A 15,910-nucleotide genomic window follows, 5' to 3' on the forward strand; every position below is an offset into this window, starting at 1 on the left:
CTCCATCTCGTTCGAATGTCACAACGACCTGGATTGGAGCAGGTTGCCCGGGCCTGAACCGGGTGGCCCTCTTCAGAGCGTGGCTTCGATCGCGCGTGCTGCTGCCAGCGGATCCTCGGCGCGGGAGATCGGGCGTCCGATTACCAGAACGCTGGCGCCTGCATCGCGCGCCTGGCGAGGTGTGACCGTCCGTTTCTGGTCGCCGTTCTTGCCGTTGTCCGGACGCAGACCGGGAACGACAAAAAAACCGTCCTTCCACTGACTGTGGACGGCGCCAATCTCGTGGCCGGAGCAGACAATGCCATCGAGCCCTGCAGAATGCGCAAGGTCGGCGAGCCGCAGCGCCTGCTCATGGGACGAGCAGGGAACGCCTGTAGAGGAGAGATCGTCATCGTCCAGACTGGTAAGTACGGTCACCCCGACGACCTTGGTGTTCTCGCCCGCGGCGGCCTTTGCATCCTCCATCATGGCACGGCCACCGGACGCGTGGACGGTGACGATGGCCGGTTCCAGAACGTGGATCGCCTGCATCGCCGCCGCAACCGTGTTGGGGATGTCGTGCAGCTTGAGATCCAGGAAGATCGGGAGGTGCAGCTTGTGCAATTCGTGCACACCGTGATGGCCGTGGGCGCAGAAGAATTCGAGTCCCAGCTTGATCCCGCCGATGTGGCCCGCGACCTTGCGAGCGAGCGCCTCGGCAGTGTCAAGGCGCGGCATGTCCAGAGCGAGGAAGACGGGATTGTGATTCATGGAGTCAGCCTTCGGGCGAGCTTGTGGGTGACGGCGCTTCATTCGAAACACCTTCGGTAGTGGAGGGAACGTCGGCGTGTGCATTGATCGAAGGCATGGAACTGGCCCTCAGCGAATTTTCCAGGGTCGCGATCCGCCGCCCCATGCGCCAGCGTACCGCTCGCAGGTATAGCCATACAGGAACCGCGCCCAGCAGGAAGAACACCAGCGCAATCACGCCGACGGGCCATTCGAAGTGAATGTAGTTGCCACCTTCGAGCGGCCAGAAATTCACTGGCACCTTGGTCCAGTTCATGGCGATGAAAGCAACCAGGATCGCGGTAATGGCAACCCATACGACAGTGCGAATGATGTTCATTCTTCCTCCTGCTTCCCTCGCGGTCTGGGCGCGATGCTAGGATGGAATGCCGGGCAAGGGAAGACCGGCAGGCCGGCTCAAGCCCCGAACACCCTCTCGAAGATCGTGTCGACATGCTTGAAGTGGTAATCGAGGTTGAACTTATCCTCGATGACGTCGGCGGGCAGGGCGGCGGCGACATCTGGATCGGCCTTGAGCAGTTCCATGAGGCTCAGTTGCCCATCCGATTCCCAGACCTTCATCGCATTGCGCTGGACGAGGCGGTAGCTTTCATCGCGGGTCAGGCCAGCCTGGGTGAGCGCCAGCAGCACCCTCTGCGAGTGGACGAGGCCGCCCATCCGGTCGAGGTTCCTCTGCATACGCTCGGGATAGACCAGTAGCTTGTCGATCACGCCGGTCAGGCGTGCCAGGGCAAAGTCCAGCGTGATCGTCGCATCCGGCCCGATGAAGCGTTCCACCGAAGAGTGCGAGATGTCGCGTTCGTGCCAGAGCGCAACGTTCTCCATCGCGGGCATGGCATAAGAACGGATAATGCGCGCTTGACCGGTGAGGTTTTCCGTGAGCACCGGGTTGCGCTTGTGCGGCATCGCGCTCGAGCCCTTCTGGCCCGGAGAGAAATATTCCTCAGCCTCCAGCACTTCGGTGCGCTGCAGGTGACGGACTTCGACGGCGAGACGCTCGATCGAACTGGCGATCACGCCTAGTGTCGCGAAGAACATGGCATGGCGATCGCGCGGGATGACCTGCGTCGAGACGGGCTCGATTTCGAGACCCATCTTCTCCGCGACATAGTCTTCGACCGCCGGATCGACATTGGCGAAGGTGCCCACTGCACCGGATATTGCGCAGGTCGCGATCTCTTCGCGCGCGGCGACCAAGCGCTTCCTGGCCCGGGCGAATTCGGCGTAGGCTTCGGCCATCTTGAGGCCGAAAGTGACCGGTTCGGCATGGATGCCGTGGCTGCGGCCGATGGTGGGGGTGTACTTGTGTTCTTCCGCGCGGCGCTTGATTGCCGCGAGCAGCGCGTCGAGGTCTTCAAGCAGGATATCGGCGGCGCGTGCCAGCTGGACGTTCAACGTCGTGTCCAGCACGTCCGAGCTGGTCATGCCTTGGTGCATGAAACGCGCTTCCGGCCCAACCTGCTGGGCAACCCAGTCGAGGAAGGCGATGACGTCGTGCTTAGTGACTGCCTCGATCGCATCGATGGCCTCGACGTCGATTTTCGGGTCGGTCGCCCACCAGTCCCACAGAGCCTTGCCGGCGCTGGCCGGTACAGTGCCCATTTCGCCCATCTTGACGGCGGCGTGTGCCTCGATCTCGAACCAGATGCGATAGCGCGATTCCGGTTCCCAGATCGCAGTCATTGCCGGGCGGGCATAACGGGGGACCATGTTCGACTCCTTGCAGATCTAGACGCGCGAGAGCCGCTAGGCGCGGGGGGCGCGAAAGGCAAGGGCAGTCGGCTTTGGATTCGGCTCGAAAGGCGCCTCAAAAGGGCCAGATCATCGGAATCATGATCAGCGTTGTGACGGAGACAATGAGTGTCAGGGCAAAACCGTACTTGTAGAAGTCGGTGAACTTGTACCCTCCGGCGCCGTAGACCAGGGTATTGGTCTGGTATCCGATCGGGGTAAGGAAGCTGGCAGAAGCCGCGAACATGACTGCGACCACGAAGGGGCGGGGGTCCACATGCAACGCCTGGGCGAGGCTGATCCCTATCGGCGTGACGACCACCGCAACGGCGTTATTGGTCACGAGTTCGGTAAGCACGAGGCTCAGCAGGTAGATCGCGACAAGCCCTGCATAGGGCCCCATCGTACCCAACCAGGGCGTGGCCAGGGTTACGACCGCCTCGACGAGGCCGGTCTTTTCGAGCGCCGTACCGATGGAGAGCATGGCGACGATGAGGACGATGATCCGCCAATCGACGGCCTTGAACGCCTCGTCTGCCTCCACGCAGCGCATGCCCAGCACCACAGCGACGCCGAGTATGGCCAGGCCCGCAAGCGGCATGAGATTGAAGGCGGCGGCGATGACGACGCCGATCATTGTTCCCACCGCGATCCATGCCTTATTGCGGCGAAAACCGCGCACCGTCGGCTCGGCGATGTTGACCAGTTGCTGGTCCTCGACGAGGCGCTGCAAGTCGTCGGGCGCGCCCTCCATCAGGATCGTGTCACCGACCTCGAGCGGGACGGTCTCATAGCGTTCCTCGAGATTGGTGCCTTTACGGTGCAGGGCGACCGGGTACACGCCGTAGCGACGTCGCAAGCGAAGGTCGGCCAGTTTATGGCCGATGATTGCGGCGCCCGGCGCCAACAGGGTTTCGACCATTTTCGAATTGCGAGCCGAAAGCTGGACGAGGTGGGGATCGTGGGTGGAGGTCGCGGTCAGGGCGTGTTCGCCGCGTTCCTTGATGGTCATGAGGTCCGCGGCCGAGGTGCGCATCACCAGGATGTCACCTTCTTCCAGTATGCAGTTGTCGAAGTCCCGGCGCAGGGATTCGTCCCCGCGCAGCACGTCGACCAGCCTCCGTTCGGGCCGCGCAAACAAGTCGATCTCTTGCGGATTGCTGCCGATGTAGGGCGATTCCGCTTCGATGAATACCGAAACGACGAAGCGCTTATTGTCGTTGGTCGGCGTCAGCGCGGCGACGGTATGGCGTTCCGGAAGGAGGCGGTGCGATGCCGCCAGCCATATAACCCCGATCACCGCCACCACCATGCCGACCGGCGCGATCTCGAAAATGGAAAAAGGCGCGAGACCGGCCTTTCGTGCCACGCCATCGACGAGAATGTTGGTTGACGTACCGAGCAACGTCACCGTGCCGCCCAGGACGGCAGCAAAGGAGATCGGCATCAGGAGTTTCGAAGGGATGATATCGAGCTCCTTTGCCAACGTCATGCCAACCGGGATCATCATCATGACCAGGGGCGTGTTGTTGGTGAAGGCCGACATCGCGGCGATGACGGCCAGAAATATGGCGATCGAAATCGCCGGTCTCGTCTTGCCTATTCCAGTGATGCGTCCCGCCAGGAAATCCAGGGCGCCGGTCCGGACCATCGCCGAGGATATGATGAACATGCAGGCGATCGTGAGGGGGGCCGGATTGCTCATCGCCGCGAGTACATCGTCCGTGGCGAGCACACCCAGCACAAGCAATACGGCGACCAGCACCAGCGCGACCACTTCCGGTGCAGCCAGTTCCAAGGCAAAGGCCGAAAACAACAGGATCAGGAGAACGCCCATGACGGCAGGCGAACTCACATCAAATCCCAGCATCACGATCTTCGAAACCCCCTCGTTGCGTAACGGTAACGCCAGCGCACCGAGTTAGCGGCAATTGCGCGACAAGCAAGCGTGACTTGTCTACCAATACGGTTAGAAATTATTTGGGAGGTCTGCACGCGAAATGGGCCTCATTTCCAACACGCAGGGCATTACGTAACCGGCCACGTAAAGCAGATGGATTGCTCACCGACGACGTCTCCAGCTTCGGAAAAACTTCTCTCCGTGATGCGGCCCGTGCCGCTGCGGGCGATTGCGAGGACAGTGCTGCAACGCGTGCCGTAGTTCGGATCGCGAATGAATATTGGCGCGAAGCGGGCCTCGGGACCGCCTCCTGTCGGTGAGGTGATCTCGGGCGGCCGATCATTGCGCAACGCATCCATCAGCGGTGCGAAATCGGAGTCTCCATCCCTCAGCCATCGTTCCAGCGCCCTTTGCAGTTGCATTGTCTTGGGCCAGGGGACGTCGAAGCCACCGTTCGACAAGCCATGTATCCCGGCCGAAAGAACCCTTCGTTCCAGCCTGGGATGGTTGGTCAAAAATGTTGCCTTGCTATCGTCTACAAATACCAGGTTGAAAGGATTCATGGCAGCCATGTCATGCGGTACGCTGCCCGCCAAAAGGTCGGTGACCAACCGTCCGCGCGATGGTCTGCCGGGTTGAGGCCCTTCCGGGACGCGAAAGTTGGTGACGAGCGCGAACCGGCCGGCTTCGGTCAGACCGAGCCATGTACCACCGCCGGAGATATCGGTTCCGGCGATGATCCCGGACCCATCCGACCAGCGCGCCAGCGGTGCCGCGGGGCGAGCATGGAATTCATCGCGGTTTCCCGCGCAAACGAGCAGCCAGTCAGGATGCGCGTCCCAGGCGACGGCGGCAACGCACATTAGATGAGCCCTTTCGCCTTGAGGCTGACGTGGCCTTCGCGTCCGATGATCACGTGATCGTGTACGGTTATTCCCAAAAGCCGTCCGGCCTCGGCAATGCGGTTGGTGATGTCGATATCGGCACGGCTCGGATCGGGGGAGCCGGAGGGGTGATTGTGCACGAGTATCAGGGCCGTCGCACCGATATCGAGCGCGCGCCGGATGACCTCGCGTGGGTGGATCGCCGCTTCATCGATCGAGCCTTCACCGACCAGGTCGTCCAGCACCAGCATGTTTCGGGCGTTGAGGTAGAGGACACGCACGCGTTCGACAGTCAGGTGCGCCATGTCGATGGTCAGGTAGTCTATCAACGCCTGCCATGAACCGATGATCGGCGCTTCACGTACCTTTTCGCGAGCCAGCCGCGTTGCGGCCACGCGGACGAGCTGCAGCGCCACCGTCGTTGCTTCGCCCATGCCGGGGTGGGCTGCAAGCGTACGCGGATCGGCCTGCAGGACTCCGGCCAGCGATCCGAAGCGTTGCAACAGACTGCGCGCCAGCGGCTTCATGTCCCGGCGCGCGACTGCCTGGGTCAGGAGAAGCTCGATCACTTCGTGATCGGCGAGGGCGTCCTGACCCCCGTCCAGCAGGCGCTTGCGGAGTCGCTTGCGGTGCCCGCTGGCGTCCTGAGTCTTGTCGTCGGCACGAAGCTCGGGCGCAGCGCGTTCATCGAAGAGAGGGGTATCTTCAGGCATAGAGTGCACAAACAATTGCCTTTCCCGAGCAGCCAGCGCAAGGGATGGAGCGGATGGCGCAAGAGCAGGACCAGCCCAACAGTCCCGATTTCACGGCGGACGAGACCGGCACGGCGCCCGTGCGCCGGTGGCGCTGGCGCGTTATCCTGCTCGCTCTGGCGGTAGTGCTGGTGGTCTTGCTGGGCTCTGTCTGGGTCATGCGCAAGGACATCGCCGACAACCTGATTTCGGGCCAACTCGATTCGCTGGGGCTGCCTTCGAAATACGAAATCACGTCGATTGGCCCGTCCGAGCAAGTTGTGCGAAATCTGGTCATCGGCGATCCGCATCACCCGGATCTGACCGTGGACGAGCTGCGCGTGGCCACCCGGCTCCATTGGGGGCTGCCCGGACTTGGCCGCATCACGGTCGTCCGACCGCGGCTCTATGGCAATGTCCGCCATGGCAAGGTGAGTTTCGGCAGCCTGGACAAAGTGCTGTTTACCGGGAAGGGCGGCCCCTTCGAGATGCCGGGACTCGATGTTGCAATCGTCGACGGTCGCGCCCTCGTCGAAACCGATGGCGGCCGCATCGGGGTCAAGCTAAAGGGGGCGGGGCCCCTGCGTGACGGCTTCAAGGGCGAACTGGCGGCGGTTGCGCCCGAATTGGTCCTGGCCGGCTGCAAGGCGCGGCGCGTCAGCGTTTACGGCTCTCTCTCGACCGCGGCGCAAAAGCCGCATTTCCAAGGCCCCCTCCGTCTGCAGCATCTGACCTGCGAGAAGCCGGACCTCGCCATTGCCCGGGCAGGGCTGAGTCTGGACGTCACTGTCGACAAGACACTCGACGGCGCAGAAGGCAAGCTCGGCCTCAAGACCGGTGCGGGACGCCTGGCGCAAAATCGTCTTCAGGGTGCCTCGGGTACCGCTGATTTCACGTATCACGGGCGGGCTCTCAATGCGCGCTATGATCTGACCGCGCGGGGTGTGATGATGCCCCAGGCCAGGCTGGCGAGCCTGTCCTTCGACGGTCGGGCGCGGTCCGTGGAGGGATTCTCCCGTTTCGACATCGAAGGCGATCTCGGCGGCAAAGGCATCACGCTCGGCCAGGAGATTGACCGGGCACTGGCAGATGCGAGAGACGCGGGAGCGGGGACCATGGTCGCCCCGCTGGCCGGGCGGATGCGGCTTGCACTGGCCGGGGAATCCCGCGGAAGCACGTTGTCCGCCAATCTGATCGTCCGTCGCACCGATGAAGGGCTTAGCGTGGTCGTGCCGCGCGGATCGCTGAGAGGTGGCAGCGGCTCGTCGTTGCTTACCATTTCGCGCGTTCAAGCCATGTTTGCGGACGGCGACGTGCCGCGGATTACCGGAAACTTCGCTACCGGCGGCCGCGGATTGCCCAGGATCTCCGGTCGGATGGAGAGCGGGCAGCGCGGCAGACTGGCCATGCACATATCGATGCCGGAATACAGCGCCGGTGGTGCCAGTATCGCATTGCCACAACTTTCGCTGGTGCAGGACACCAATGGAACGCTTGCATTCCGGGGGCGTGCCGGCGTCACCGGCGATCTGCCCGGCGGGCGCGCGGAAAACCTCGTGCTGCCCATTGAAGGTCGATGGTCGGCAAACGGGGCGCTGGCAATGTGGCCGCGGTGTACCCAGGTCACTTTCGATCGCCTGCAATTCGCGAATCTCAAGCTGGACAAGCGTAGTCTGCCGGTCTGCCCGGCCTCAGGCGGTGCGATTGTCCGCAGTGACGGGTCTGGCATGCATATCGCTGCGGGAGTTCCGTCGCTGGATCTTGCCGGCCAGCTCGGGGCGACGCCCATTCGAATCGGCAGTGGCCCCTTGGGCTACGCGAAGAATGGCGACGAACCCGGCGCGATCAGCGCTAAGGCGCTCGATATCGAACTCGGCCCGGCGGAAAGCGCATCGCAATTCCTTATTGCGGACCTGGATGCGACCGTCGGAGAGAGTATAGGCGGATCGTTCGACGGTGCCGATATCGGGCTTTACGCCGTCCCACTCGACATGAAACAGGCTGCGGGAAGCTGGGGTTATTCGGGCGGGATCCTGAGCATCGGCGATGCCAGCTTCGTTCTCGTCGACCGGCAGAAGGCTTCCCGGTTCAAGCCGATGATCGCGCGTGACGCCAATTTGCGCCTGCACGATAATATCATCACGGCGCAGGCCCTCATCCGCGAACCGGATAGCGACCGGGAAGTCGTTCGCACCGCCATTGTCCATGACTTGTCCACCGGAACGGGCCATGCGGACCTGACCGTCGACGGCATCCGGTTCGATGACAAGCTGCAGGCCGATGCGCTTTCGAGCCTCGCTCTGGGTGTGGTTTCGAATCTTGAGGGCAAGGTTCGCGGATCGGGACGAATCGACTGGAACAACCAGGGCGTGTCCAGCCGCGGCTCCTTCTCCACGGATAGCCTCGATTTCGCTGCGGCGTTCGGTCCGGTCAGGGGGCTATCGGGCAAGATCGTGTTCACCGATCTGCTCGGGCTTGTCACTGCCCCCGATCAGATCCTGCACATCGCCTCGGTCAACCCGGGTATCGAGGTTACGGACGGAACGTTCTCGTTCGAAATGAAGCCGGACTATTATCTGCAGATCAATGGCGCGCGGTGGCCTTTCATGAGCGGCACCCTGGTGCTGGAGCCGGCCCACATGAAGATCGGCGTCGCCGAGACGCGCTATTACACGCTCAGGGTCATCGGCCTCGATGCCACGACGTTCGTGCGGCACCTCGATCTGTCGAATCTCAATGCCACCGGCGTCTTCGATGGCCAGTTGCCGCTGATCTTCGACGAGAACGGTGGAAGGATCGAGAACGGACACCTCGTTTCCCGCCCTCCCGGTGGCAATGTCGCCTATGTGGGCGAACTGACCTACAAGGACCTGTCGGCCATGGGCAATTTCGCTTTCGATACGCTCAAGTCCGTCGACTACAAGAGCATGGAGATCACGCTGGGAGGCGAACTGGCGGGCGAAATCATTACCCGTGTCAGTTTTACCGGACTGAGCCAGGGCGTGGGGGCCAAGCGGAATTTCCTGACCAAACAGGTCGCCAAGCTTCCGATCCGCTTCGTGCTCAATATCAAGGCTCCGTTCTTCAGCCTCTTTGCGCCGCTGCGATCGCTTTACGACCCTTCCTATGTGACCGATCCCCGCACGCTCGGTCTCATCGGCACCGACGGGCGTCCCAAGATACTCGGGCAGCAGGATATTCCTGCCGCTGCCATTCAGCCTTCAGTCAGCGAGAATAATCCATGACGGTATGCGAATTGACCGGAGGTGTTCCGGCTGCAAGAAATCCCGCGGAGTCAGGACGGGGGACGATTGTTGTGCAGCAGGAAGTCGGAAGGTCCGGCAGGCGCGCCGTTCGCGCTGTTTTGAAGCATGCGCCGATGTTGGTGACGGCAGGCGCGATCGGCATGCTGGGGGGATGCGTCAATGTCGCCGCCCCGGACAAGCCCATCGTTATCGAGCTGAACATCAATATCCGGCAGGAAGTCTTCTATCGTCTTGACGCCCAGGCGGCCAAGACCATCGAAGAGAACAAGGACATTTTCTGATGACCAGGTTGTCGATGAAGAGTTTGAAGTCGGTTGCAGCGGCTGCTGCAGCAATGCTGCTGGTAACAGGACCTGTTGCGCTTCATGCCGAAGGACGCAGCCCCGAATACGCCGCCGCGCGCGCGGCCGGGCAGGTCGGCGAGCAGCAGGACGGATATCTTGGTGTGGTCGGCAATCAGCCTGCGTCGGTCGTCGCCATGGTGCGCGACATCAACAACAAGCGTCGCGCCGTCTACACCGAGGGGGCCACGGCATCGAAGAGCACGGTGCAGGAATATGCGACCGCGACGGCGTGTCGCCTTCTTGCCGACACCAAGCCGGGGGAAAAGTATCAGGCGCCCGACGGCTCCTGGCAGACTCGCGGCGCATCGATGCCGCCGCGCCCGTCCGGTTGTAAGTGATTGCCGCAGCACGGGTTGCCGAACACACCGCGATTCGTCCTATTGGGCCGGTCGATAGCCATGTCGACCGGCCCTTTTCTGTTTGCATCGCCATCACGTTATCGCGGACGTGAAGGCCGGCGGCGCCGCGAACCTGTCACCACATACGCGATGGTCTGTCGCCAAGATTTGCAGTGCAGCACGCGGCATGGTTGACTCGGGAAAAGCCGCAACCTAAGGGGGCGGCGCCCTGGACAGGCAGCCGTTGAGCGCGTCACTCGTTCCTGTGTCAAAGAGGAGCCTGACATGAACGACGAGCCACCTGCCCGAGACCCTGTTGGCGAGGATGCGCGGATCGACGCGCTCGATGAAAGGCTCAAGGCCCTTCGAGAGCGGGAAGAGAAGCGTAACCAACCGGCGGCAAGCGCGGAAACGGACGAGAATTATCGTCTGGGGAACCGGGTGTTGTCGGAATTGCTGGGGGGTGTTGCGGGTGGACTGTTTCTCGGTTGGGTGATCGATCACTTCGCCGGAACGTCACCCTGGGGTCTGTTGGTAATGTTGTTCTTCGGAATCTTCGTTGCCTTCAGGAACATTATCCGGATTTCGAACCGGCGTCCTGACTGACCCAAGGGGGGTGGGAAGGGACGCTGTTGTTCAGTAGGCGACAGGGATATTCGCGTGGCAGCCGAAGGCAAGGTCGACCCGATGCACCAGTTTACCATCCAGCCGTTGTTCGGCTCGGATGGCTGGAATATTGCCGGCTATAACGTCGCGTTCACTAACAGTTCGCTGTGGATGGCAATCGCGGCGGTCCTCCTGCTCGTTTTCGTCGCCGGCGGCGCCAAGCGCCAGCTCGTGCCCGGCCGCTGGCAGATGGCGGTGGAGACATTCACAGGATTCGTGGACGGCATGCTGGCCGCCAACGTCGGTCCCAACGGCAAGAAGTATGTGCCCTACATCTTCTCGCTATTTATGTTCATCCTTTTCGCCAATTTCCTTGGCCTCCTGCCGATCGGTGTGCTCGGACTGCACCCGTTCACGTTCACCAGCCACTTCACGGCGACGGGCGTGCTTTCGATCCTGTCGTTCTCGATCGTGATCATCGTCGGCTTTGCCAAGCATAAGCTGCACTTCTTCTCGCTCTTCGTGCCGCACGGCACGCCCGCTCTGATGATCCCGGCCATTTTCGTGGTCGAGTTGATCTCCTTCCTGGTGCGTCCGTTCAGCCTCGGCCTGCGTCTCTTCGTTGCGATGATGGCCGGTCACGTTCTGCTCGAAGTGCTTTCCAGCTTCGTCATCAGCTCGGGCAATGCCAACCTTGGCCTTTTCGCCATCGCCGGCCTGCCCAGCTTCATCCTGATGATCGGCATCTGCGCTCTCGAACTGCTGGTGGCCGGTATCCAGGCTTACGTTTTCGCTCTTCTCACTTGCGTCTATCTCAATGACGCCGAGAACCTTCACTGATTTTACAGCCAATCGAGTTTTCCAAAGGGAGTTTTTGAAATGGACGCAGAAGCTGCAAAGCTGCTTGGTGCTGGTTTCGCCGCTATCGGCGCTGGCCTCGCTTCGATCGGCGTGGGCAACGTTTTCGCCAAGTTCCTCGAAGGCGCGCTGCGCAACCCGGGCGCCGCTGACGCCCAGCAGGGCCGCCTGTTCATCGGCTTCGCCGGTGCCGAGCTTCTGGGCCTGCTCTCGTTCGTTATTGCCGCGCTGCTGATCTTCGCCTGATCGCAACGCAGTTCCGTTCGGCCGAACCGCTCTGACCCTTTGGTAGAGCGGTTCGATCGGCGGAGCGAAATTTTGACGGCCACCACGAGACAGGGCTGACCAATGCCTCAGATCGCACAGCTAGCCGCGACCTATTCCAGCCAGATTTTCTGGCTGCTGATCTTTTTCGGTTTCACCTTCTTCGCCGTCGGGCGGGGCATGGTGCCGAAAGTGATGGATACGGTGGCGCAGCGTGACAAGCAGATTGCCGACGACCTTCTCGCCGCGGAGCGTGCTCGCAAGCAGGCTGACGAGGAAGAGGATGCGTGGCGCCAGCGTGAAAACGCCAACCGTGCCCAGGCTCAGGCCCTGATTGCTGAAGCACGCAGCAAGGCTGCTGCTGCTACCGAAGAGCGCCTGGCTGCTGCCCAGGTCCTGATCGACAGCAAGCTCGCGGAAGCCGAAAACCGTATCGCCGAAGCGCGCAACTCCGCTGCGGCAGAGATCGAAGACGTCGCTGCCGACGCCACGCGCGATATCGTCAGCCGCGTCGCTGGCCTTTCGCTGGACGACTCTGCCGTGCGGTCCGCTGTGAAGGAGAACCTGGTCCATGGCTGAGGCTGCGCACAACATGGCCGTTGAAGGGGCGACCCTGACCGGCACAGAAGCTGGCGAGACCCACGCGACGGTCGAGCATCATGCCGAGCCGGCGCTGCTCGGTATCGCTCCACCAGTAGCGGTGGTGAGCACCTCGATGATCGTGCTGCTGGCCATCGCGGTGTGGAAGGGCCTGCCCGGCATGCTCACCAAGGGGCTCGATTCCCGCATCGCGGAGATCAAGGCCCAGCTCGAAGAAGCAAAGACCCTGCGCGCCGAGGCCGAAGCCCTGCGCAAGGAGTATGCCGACAAGATCGCCAATGCCGAAAAGGATGCGGCCTCGATGCTCGAGCATGCCCGCCACGAGGCAGAAGCAATCGTCGCCAAGGCCGAGCAGGACACTGCCGATGTCATCGTGCGCCGCGAAAAGATGGCGCAGGACAAGATCAGTGCCGCCGAACTCGCCGCGGTCACGGACCTGCGCAACCAGGCTGCTGCTGCCGCGGCCGCTGCCGCCAGGGGGTTGATCGCCGCCAATCACTCGGCGGATGCCGACAAGACGCTGGTCGACCAGGCTATCGCCGGTATCTGATTTACCGCTCTTCGGTTCGCCGATGGAGCACCAAAAGAGCCCTCGTCATTTGACGGGGGCTTTTTGCGTTTCCCTCTGCCCGCCTGAACATGTCGCGCTGGCTTCCCGCAGCGGAAGCGCTAGGCTCGGTTGCACAACGGCAAGGAGAGGTGATTCATGTTCGTGAAGTTGACCGGGTCTGATCGCACGTCGACCGTAATCAACGCTTCGCAAGTCACCTTCGTCACGCAAGTTGCGGACGGGACCCGCATCCGTTTCGGCGAGGGGCGCAGCGTAACAGTCGTTGAGCCGCTCGACGAAGTGATGGAGCGGCTCAACCGGACATTGTCCTTCCCCGATACCTAGAACGAATCCTTGGCGCTCCTCAGCGCCGCAAACGTCGCCACCGCGTCACCGCCGCCCCAGCGGGCCTGCATGTCGGGATCGTCGGCGCGCAGGAATGGATTGGTCTTGAGTTCCCGTTCGAGCTTGGCCGGCACCGTGGGCAGACCTGCCTGCCGCCAACGCTCGATGTCCTCGGCATAGGCGGCGAGGTCGGCGTTGTCGGGGTCGGCGTGCAATGCGAACCGGAGGTTGGCCTGCGTATATTCGTGGGCGCAATAGATCATGGTTTCGGGCGGCAGTGCCTTGAGACGCTTGAGGCTCTCCCAGAATTGCGGGGGCGTGCCCTCGAACATCCGCCCACAGCCCAGGGCGAAGAGAGCATCGCCGACGAAGGCCATGCAGGCGCCGGGCAGATGATAGGCGACATGGCCCATGGTGTGCCCGCCGACGCCTATGACGGCCGCCTTGCGGTCTCCGATGGCAACCGTGTCGCCGTCGGCGACGGTGCGGTCGATCGCGGCGATCTTGTCGGCTTCGTCGGCCGGCGCAGTGATCGTGCAGCCGGTGACAGCCTTGATCGCTTCGTTGCCGCCGGCATGATCGGGATGCCAGTGCGTGTTCCAGATCTGGGTGATCTGCCAGCCCTTGCCGCCAGCCTGGCGCAGGTATTCGTCTGCATCCGGCGTATCGATGCAAACGGTTTCCTCGCTCTCCGGATCATGGAGCAGGTAGCCGTAGTTATCGGACAGGCATGGGAACTGGTGGACTTCGAGCATCGATCTCTCCTTGCTTCCTATGTAGCCATGTTGCGCCAAAGCAAAAGCCCGCCCGGATCGCTCCGGACGGGCCCTTGGTGATTTGTTTGCGGTGTCCCCGAAGGGACGGCGCAAGATCAACGGTTCTTGAGCGCCTCGCCGAGGATGTCGCCGAGCGACGCACCCGAATCGGACGAACCGTACTGTTCGACCGCTTCCTTCTCTTCGGCGAGCTGACGCGCCTTGATCGAGAAGTTCGGCTTCTTCGAACGGTCGAAGCCGGTGACCATGGCGTCGATCTTCTGGCCGACCTGGAAGCGGTCCGGACGCTGCTCGTCGCGGTCGCGGCCGAGGTCCGAGCGCTTGATGAAGCCGGTCGCGCCGTCTTCGCCAGCCTGCACTTCGAGGCCGCCGTCGCGGACTTCGAGAACGTTGACGGTGACGACTTCACCGCGACGCAGGGTGCCGCCGGTAGCGGCACCTGCTGCCGGAGCGCCACGCTCAAGCTGCTTCATGCCGAGGCTGATGCGTTCCTTCTCGACATCGACGTCGAGAACGACAGCCTGGACCTGCTCACCCTTGCGGTGCAGCGCCAGCGCGTCTTCGCCCGAGATGCCCCAAGCGATGTCCGACATGTGGACCATGCCGTCGACGTCGCCGTCGAGGCCGATGAACAGACCGAACTCGGTCGCGTTCTTGACTTCGCCTTCCACGGTCGAGCCAACCGGGTGCTTTTCGGCGAAGGCTTCCCAGGGGTTCTGCTGGGCCTGCTTGAGGCCGAGCGAGATGCGGCGCTTGTCGGAGTCGACTTCCAGCACCATGACTTCGACTTCCTGCGAGGTCGAGACGATCTTGCCGGGGTGGACGTTCTTCTTGGTCCAGGACATTTCGGACACGTGGACGAGGCCCTCGATGCCCGGCTCCAGCTCCACGAATGCGCCGTATTCGGTGATGTTGGTGACCGTGCCGGTGAGCTTGGCGCCGACCGGGTACTTGACCGCTGCACCTTCCCACGGATCGCTCTCGAGCTGCTTCATGCCGAGCGAGATGCGCTGCGTGTCGGTGTTGATGCGGATGATCTGGACCGTGACGGTGTCACCAATGTTGATGACCTCGCTCGGGTGATTTACGCGCTTGTAGCTCATGTCGGTGACATGGAGCAGGCCGTCGATGCCGCCGAGGTCGACGAAGGCGCCGTAGTCGGTGATGTTCTTGACGACGCCGTCGATCACCTGGCCTTCGCTCAGCTTGTCGATCAGTTCGCTGCGCTGTTCGGCGCGGGTTTCCTCGAGGACCGCGCGGCGCGAAACGACGATGTTGCCGCGGCGACGGTCCATCTTGAGGATCTGGAAGGGCTGCGGCATGTCCATCAGCGGAGCGACGTCGCGCACCGGGCGGATATCGACCTGCGAGCCGGGCAGGAAGGCAACGGCGCCGTCGAGGTCGACAGTGAAGCCGCCCTTGACGCGGCCGAAGATCACGCCTTCGACGCGCTTGCCTTCGCCAAATTCGTTTTCGAGCTTGTCCCAGGCGGCTTCGCGGCGGGCGCGGTCGCGGCTGAGCATCGCTTCGCCTTCGGCGTTCTCGACGCGGTCGACATAGACTTCGACTTCGTCGCCGACCTTCAGGCCGTGCTCGTCTTCACCGCGCGCGAACTCGCGCAGCGGCACGCGGCCTTCGCTCTTGAGGCCCACGTCGATGACGGCCTTGTCGTTCTCGATGGCGGTGATGGTGCCCTTGACGACGCGGCCTTCGAAGCCGTCATCGGCGACGCCGCCGAGCTGTTCGTCAAGCATTTTCGCGAAATCGTCGCGAGTCGGATTGGCAGAAGTAGCCATTATTTCAGGTCTTTCCTGTTCAACGATTTTTCCGGCCAGGCGGTTGTTTCCGCCGGTCTTTCCTCCGCCTCCGCACCATTGCATCGACGGGCCAAAAGGGCCGAACTGCCGCAGGCGCCGGACGCGGTCTGC

General features: G+C 62.4%; 17 protein-coding genes. 9 read left to right on the forward strand and 8 right to left on the reverse strand.

All coding sequences use genetic code 11. The features are described from left to right. Positions 1–72: 72 nt before the first annotated feature. The 6 genes from pyrF to radC form a co-directional block, all read right to left on the reverse strand. Positions 73–750, reverse strand: a complete 678-nt coding sequence (pyrF, locus tag LK12_RS08870; protein WP_039282333.1) for an orotidine-5'-phosphate decarboxylase — start codon at positions 748–750, stop codon at positions 73–75. Between the two features lie 4 nt (positions 751–754). After that, positions 755–1,108, reverse strand: a complete 354-nt coding sequence (locus LK12_RS08875) for a lipopolysaccharide assembly protein LapA domain-containing protein (RefSeq protein ID WP_039282337.1) — start codon at positions 1,106–1,108, stop codon at positions 755–757. 77 nt (positions 1,109–1,185) lie between these two features. Next, positions 1,186–2,499 (reverse strand): adenylosuccinate lyase, encoded by a 1,314-nt coding sequence (gene purB, locus LK12_RS08880; protein ID WP_039282340.1) that lies wholly within the window; start codon positions 2,497–2,499, stop codon positions 1,186–1,188. 97 nt (positions 2,500–2,596) lie between these two features. Next, positions 2,597–4,390, reverse strand: coding sequence for an SLC13 family permease (locus tag LK12_RS08885; RefSeq protein WP_039282343.1), 1,794 nt, complete (start codon positions 4,388–4,390; stop codon positions 2,597–2,599). Positions 4,391–4,548: 158 nt separating this feature from the next. Continuing rightward, on the reverse strand, positions 4,549–5,283 hold the full coding sequence (locus LK12_RS08890) for an NRDE family protein (protein WP_039282345.1): 735 nt from the start codon (positions 5,281–5,283) through the stop codon (positions 4,549–4,551). Further along, on the reverse strand, positions 5,283–6,017 hold the full coding sequence (gene radC, locus LK12_RS08895) for a RadC family protein (RefSeq protein ID WP_039282348.1): 735 nt from the start codon (positions 6,015–6,017) through the stop codon (positions 5,283–5,285). The genes LK12_RS08890 and radC overlap by 1 nt, the downstream gene beginning before the upstream one ends. A 53-nt stretch (positions 6,018–6,070) precedes the next feature. Between radC and LK12_RS08900 the strand changes: the two genes are divergently transcribed. The 9 genes from LK12_RS08900 to LK12_RS08940 all read left to right on the forward strand — a co-directional run bounded on the left by LK12_RS08900 (position 6,071) and on the right by LK12_RS08940 (position 13,206). Continuing rightward, positions 6,071–9,280 (forward strand): intermembrane phospholipid transport protein YdbH family protein, encoded by a 3,210-nt coding sequence (locus LK12_RS08900; RefSeq protein WP_039285024.1) that lies wholly within the window; start codon positions 6,071–6,073, stop codon positions 9,278–9,280. Continuing rightward, positions 9,277–9,582: a YnbE family lipoprotein gene (locus tag LK12_RS24180; RefSeq protein ID WP_039282351.1), complete on the forward strand. Its 306-nt coding sequence runs from the start codon at positions 9,277–9,279 to the stop codon at positions 9,580–9,582. Before LK12_RS08900 ends, LK12_RS24180 begins: the two co-directional genes overlap by 4 nt. Further along, positions 9,582–9,983 carry a YdbL family protein gene (locus LK12_RS08910; protein ID WP_231568301.1) on the forward strand — a complete coding sequence of 134 codons (402 nt, stop codon included), beginning with the start codon at positions 9,582–9,584 and terminating at the stop codon, positions 9,981–9,983. Before LK12_RS24180 ends, LK12_RS08910 begins: the two co-directional genes overlap by 1 nt. Before the next feature lie 285 nt (positions 9,984–10,268). Further along, positions 10,269–10,589 (forward strand): AtpZ/AtpI family protein, encoded by a 321-nt coding sequence (locus tag LK12_RS08915; RefSeq protein WP_039282354.1) that lies wholly within the window; start codon positions 10,269–10,271, stop codon positions 10,587–10,589. 54 nt (positions 10,590–10,643) lie between these two features. Beyond that, on the forward strand, positions 10,644–11,429 hold the full coding sequence (locus tag LK12_RS08920; protein ID WP_039282356.1) for a F0F1 ATP synthase subunit A: 786 nt from the start codon (positions 10,644–10,646) through the stop codon (positions 11,427–11,429). A 39-nt stretch (positions 11,430–11,468) separates the two neighbouring features. Continuing rightward, on the forward strand, positions 11,469–11,693 hold the full coding sequence (locus LK12_RS08925) for a F0F1 ATP synthase subunit C (RefSeq protein ID WP_008833283.1): 225 nt from the start codon (positions 11,469–11,471) through the stop codon (positions 11,691–11,693). 102 nt (positions 11,694–11,795) lie between these two features. Further along, positions 11,796–12,290: a F0F1 ATP synthase subunit B family protein gene (locus LK12_RS08930; RefSeq protein ID WP_039282365.1), complete on the forward strand. Its 495-nt coding sequence runs from the start codon at positions 11,796–11,798 to the stop codon at positions 12,288–12,290. Next, complete coding sequence (locus tag LK12_RS08935; protein ID WP_082010440.1) at positions 12,283–12,861, forward strand: F0F1 ATP synthase subunit B family protein; 579 nt, start codon at positions 12,283–12,285, stop codon at positions 12,859–12,861. Before LK12_RS08930 ends, LK12_RS08935 begins: the two co-directional genes overlap by 8 nt. Positions 12,862–13,017: 156 nt before the next feature. After that, complete coding sequence (locus LK12_RS08940) at positions 13,018–13,206, forward strand: flagellar FlbD family protein (RefSeq protein ID WP_039282368.1); 189 nt, start codon at positions 13,018–13,020, stop codon at positions 13,204–13,206. Here the strand turns inward: LK12_RS08940 and gloB are convergent. Both gloB and rpsA read right to left on the reverse strand, forming a co-directional pair. Beyond that, positions 13,203–13,961, reverse strand: coding sequence for a hydroxyacylglutathione hydrolase (gene gloB / locus LK12_RS08945; RefSeq protein WP_039282371.1), 759 nt, complete (start codon positions 13,959–13,961; stop codon positions 13,203–13,205). The genes LK12_RS08940 and gloB overlap by 4 nt on opposite strands. A gap of 116 nt (positions 13,962–14,077) precedes the next feature. Further along, positions 14,078–15,778, reverse strand: coding sequence for a 30S ribosomal protein S1 (gene rpsA, locus LK12_RS08950; RefSeq protein ID WP_039282374.1), 1,701 nt, complete (start codon positions 15,776–15,778; stop codon positions 14,078–14,080). Positions 15,779–15,910 lie beyond the last annotated feature (132 nt).

It is taken from the genome of Novosphingobium malaysiense (assembly GCF_000802225.1).
In the GTDB taxonomy this organism is placed as follows: Bacteria; Pseudomonadota; Alphaproteobacteria; order Sphingomonadales; family Sphingomonadaceae; genus Novosphingobium; species Novosphingobium malaysiense.

Bases quoted from the DNA above. Each gene is read 5' to 3' on its own strand.
- pyrF (WP_039282333.1), bottom strand. From the start codon at position 750: ATGAATCACAATCCCGTCTTCCTCGCTCTGGACATGCCGCGCCTTGAC.
- LK12_RS08875 (WP_039282337.1), bottom strand. From the start codon at position 1,108: ATGAACATCATTCGCACTGTCGTATGGGTTGCCATTACCGCGATCCTG.
- purB (WP_039282340.1), bottom strand. From the start codon at position 2,499: ATGGTCCCCCGTTATGCCCGCCCGGCAATGACTGCGATCTGGGAACCG.
- LK12_RS08885 (WP_039282343.1), bottom strand. From the start codon at position 4,390: ATGCTGGGATTTGATGTGAGTTCGCCTGCCGTCATGGGCGTTCTCCTG.
- LK12_RS08890 (WP_039282345.1), bottom strand. From the start codon at position 5,283: ATGTGCGTTGCCGCCGTCGCCTGGGACGCGCATCCTGACTGGCTGCTC.
- radC (WP_039282348.1), bottom strand. From the start codon at position 6,017: ATGCCTGAAGATACCCCTCTCTTCGATGAACGCGCTGCGCCCGAGCTT.
- LK12_RS08900 (WP_039285024.1), top strand. From the start codon at position 6,071: ATGGCGCAAGAGCAGGACCAGCCCAACAGTCCCGATTTCACGGCGGAC.
- LK12_RS24180 (WP_039282351.1), top strand. From the start codon at position 9,277: ATGACGGTATGCGAATTGACCGGAGGTGTTCCGGCTGCAAGAAATCCC.
- LK12_RS08910 (WP_231568301.1), top strand. From the start codon at position 9,582: ATGACCAGGTTGTCGATGAAGAGTTTGAAGTCGGTTGCAGCGGCTGCT.
- LK12_RS08915 (WP_039282354.1), top strand. From the start codon at position 10,269: ATGAACGACGAGCCACCTGCCCGAGACCCTGTTGGCGAGGATGCGCGG.
- LK12_RS08925 (WP_008833283.1), top strand. From the start codon at position 11,469: ATGGACGCAGAAGCTGCAAAGCTGCTTGGTGCTGGTTTCGCCGCTATC.
- LK12_RS08930 (WP_039282365.1), top strand. From the start codon at position 11,796: ATGCCTCAGATCGCACAGCTAGCCGCGACCTATTCCAGCCAGATTTTC.
- LK12_RS08935 (WP_082010440.1), top strand. From the start codon at position 12,283: ATGGCTGAGGCTGCGCACAACATGGCCGTTGAAGGGGCGACCCTGACC.
- LK12_RS08940 (WP_039282368.1), top strand. From the start codon at position 13,018: ATGTTCGTGAAGTTGACCGGGTCTGATCGCACGTCGACCGTAATCAAC.
- gloB (WP_039282371.1), bottom strand. From the start codon at position 13,961: ATGCTCGAAGTCCACCAGTTCCCATGCCTGTCCGATAACTACGGCTAC.
- rpsA (WP_039282374.1), bottom strand. From the start codon at position 15,778: ATGGCTACTTCTGCCAATCCGACTCGCGACGATTTCGCGAAAATGCTT.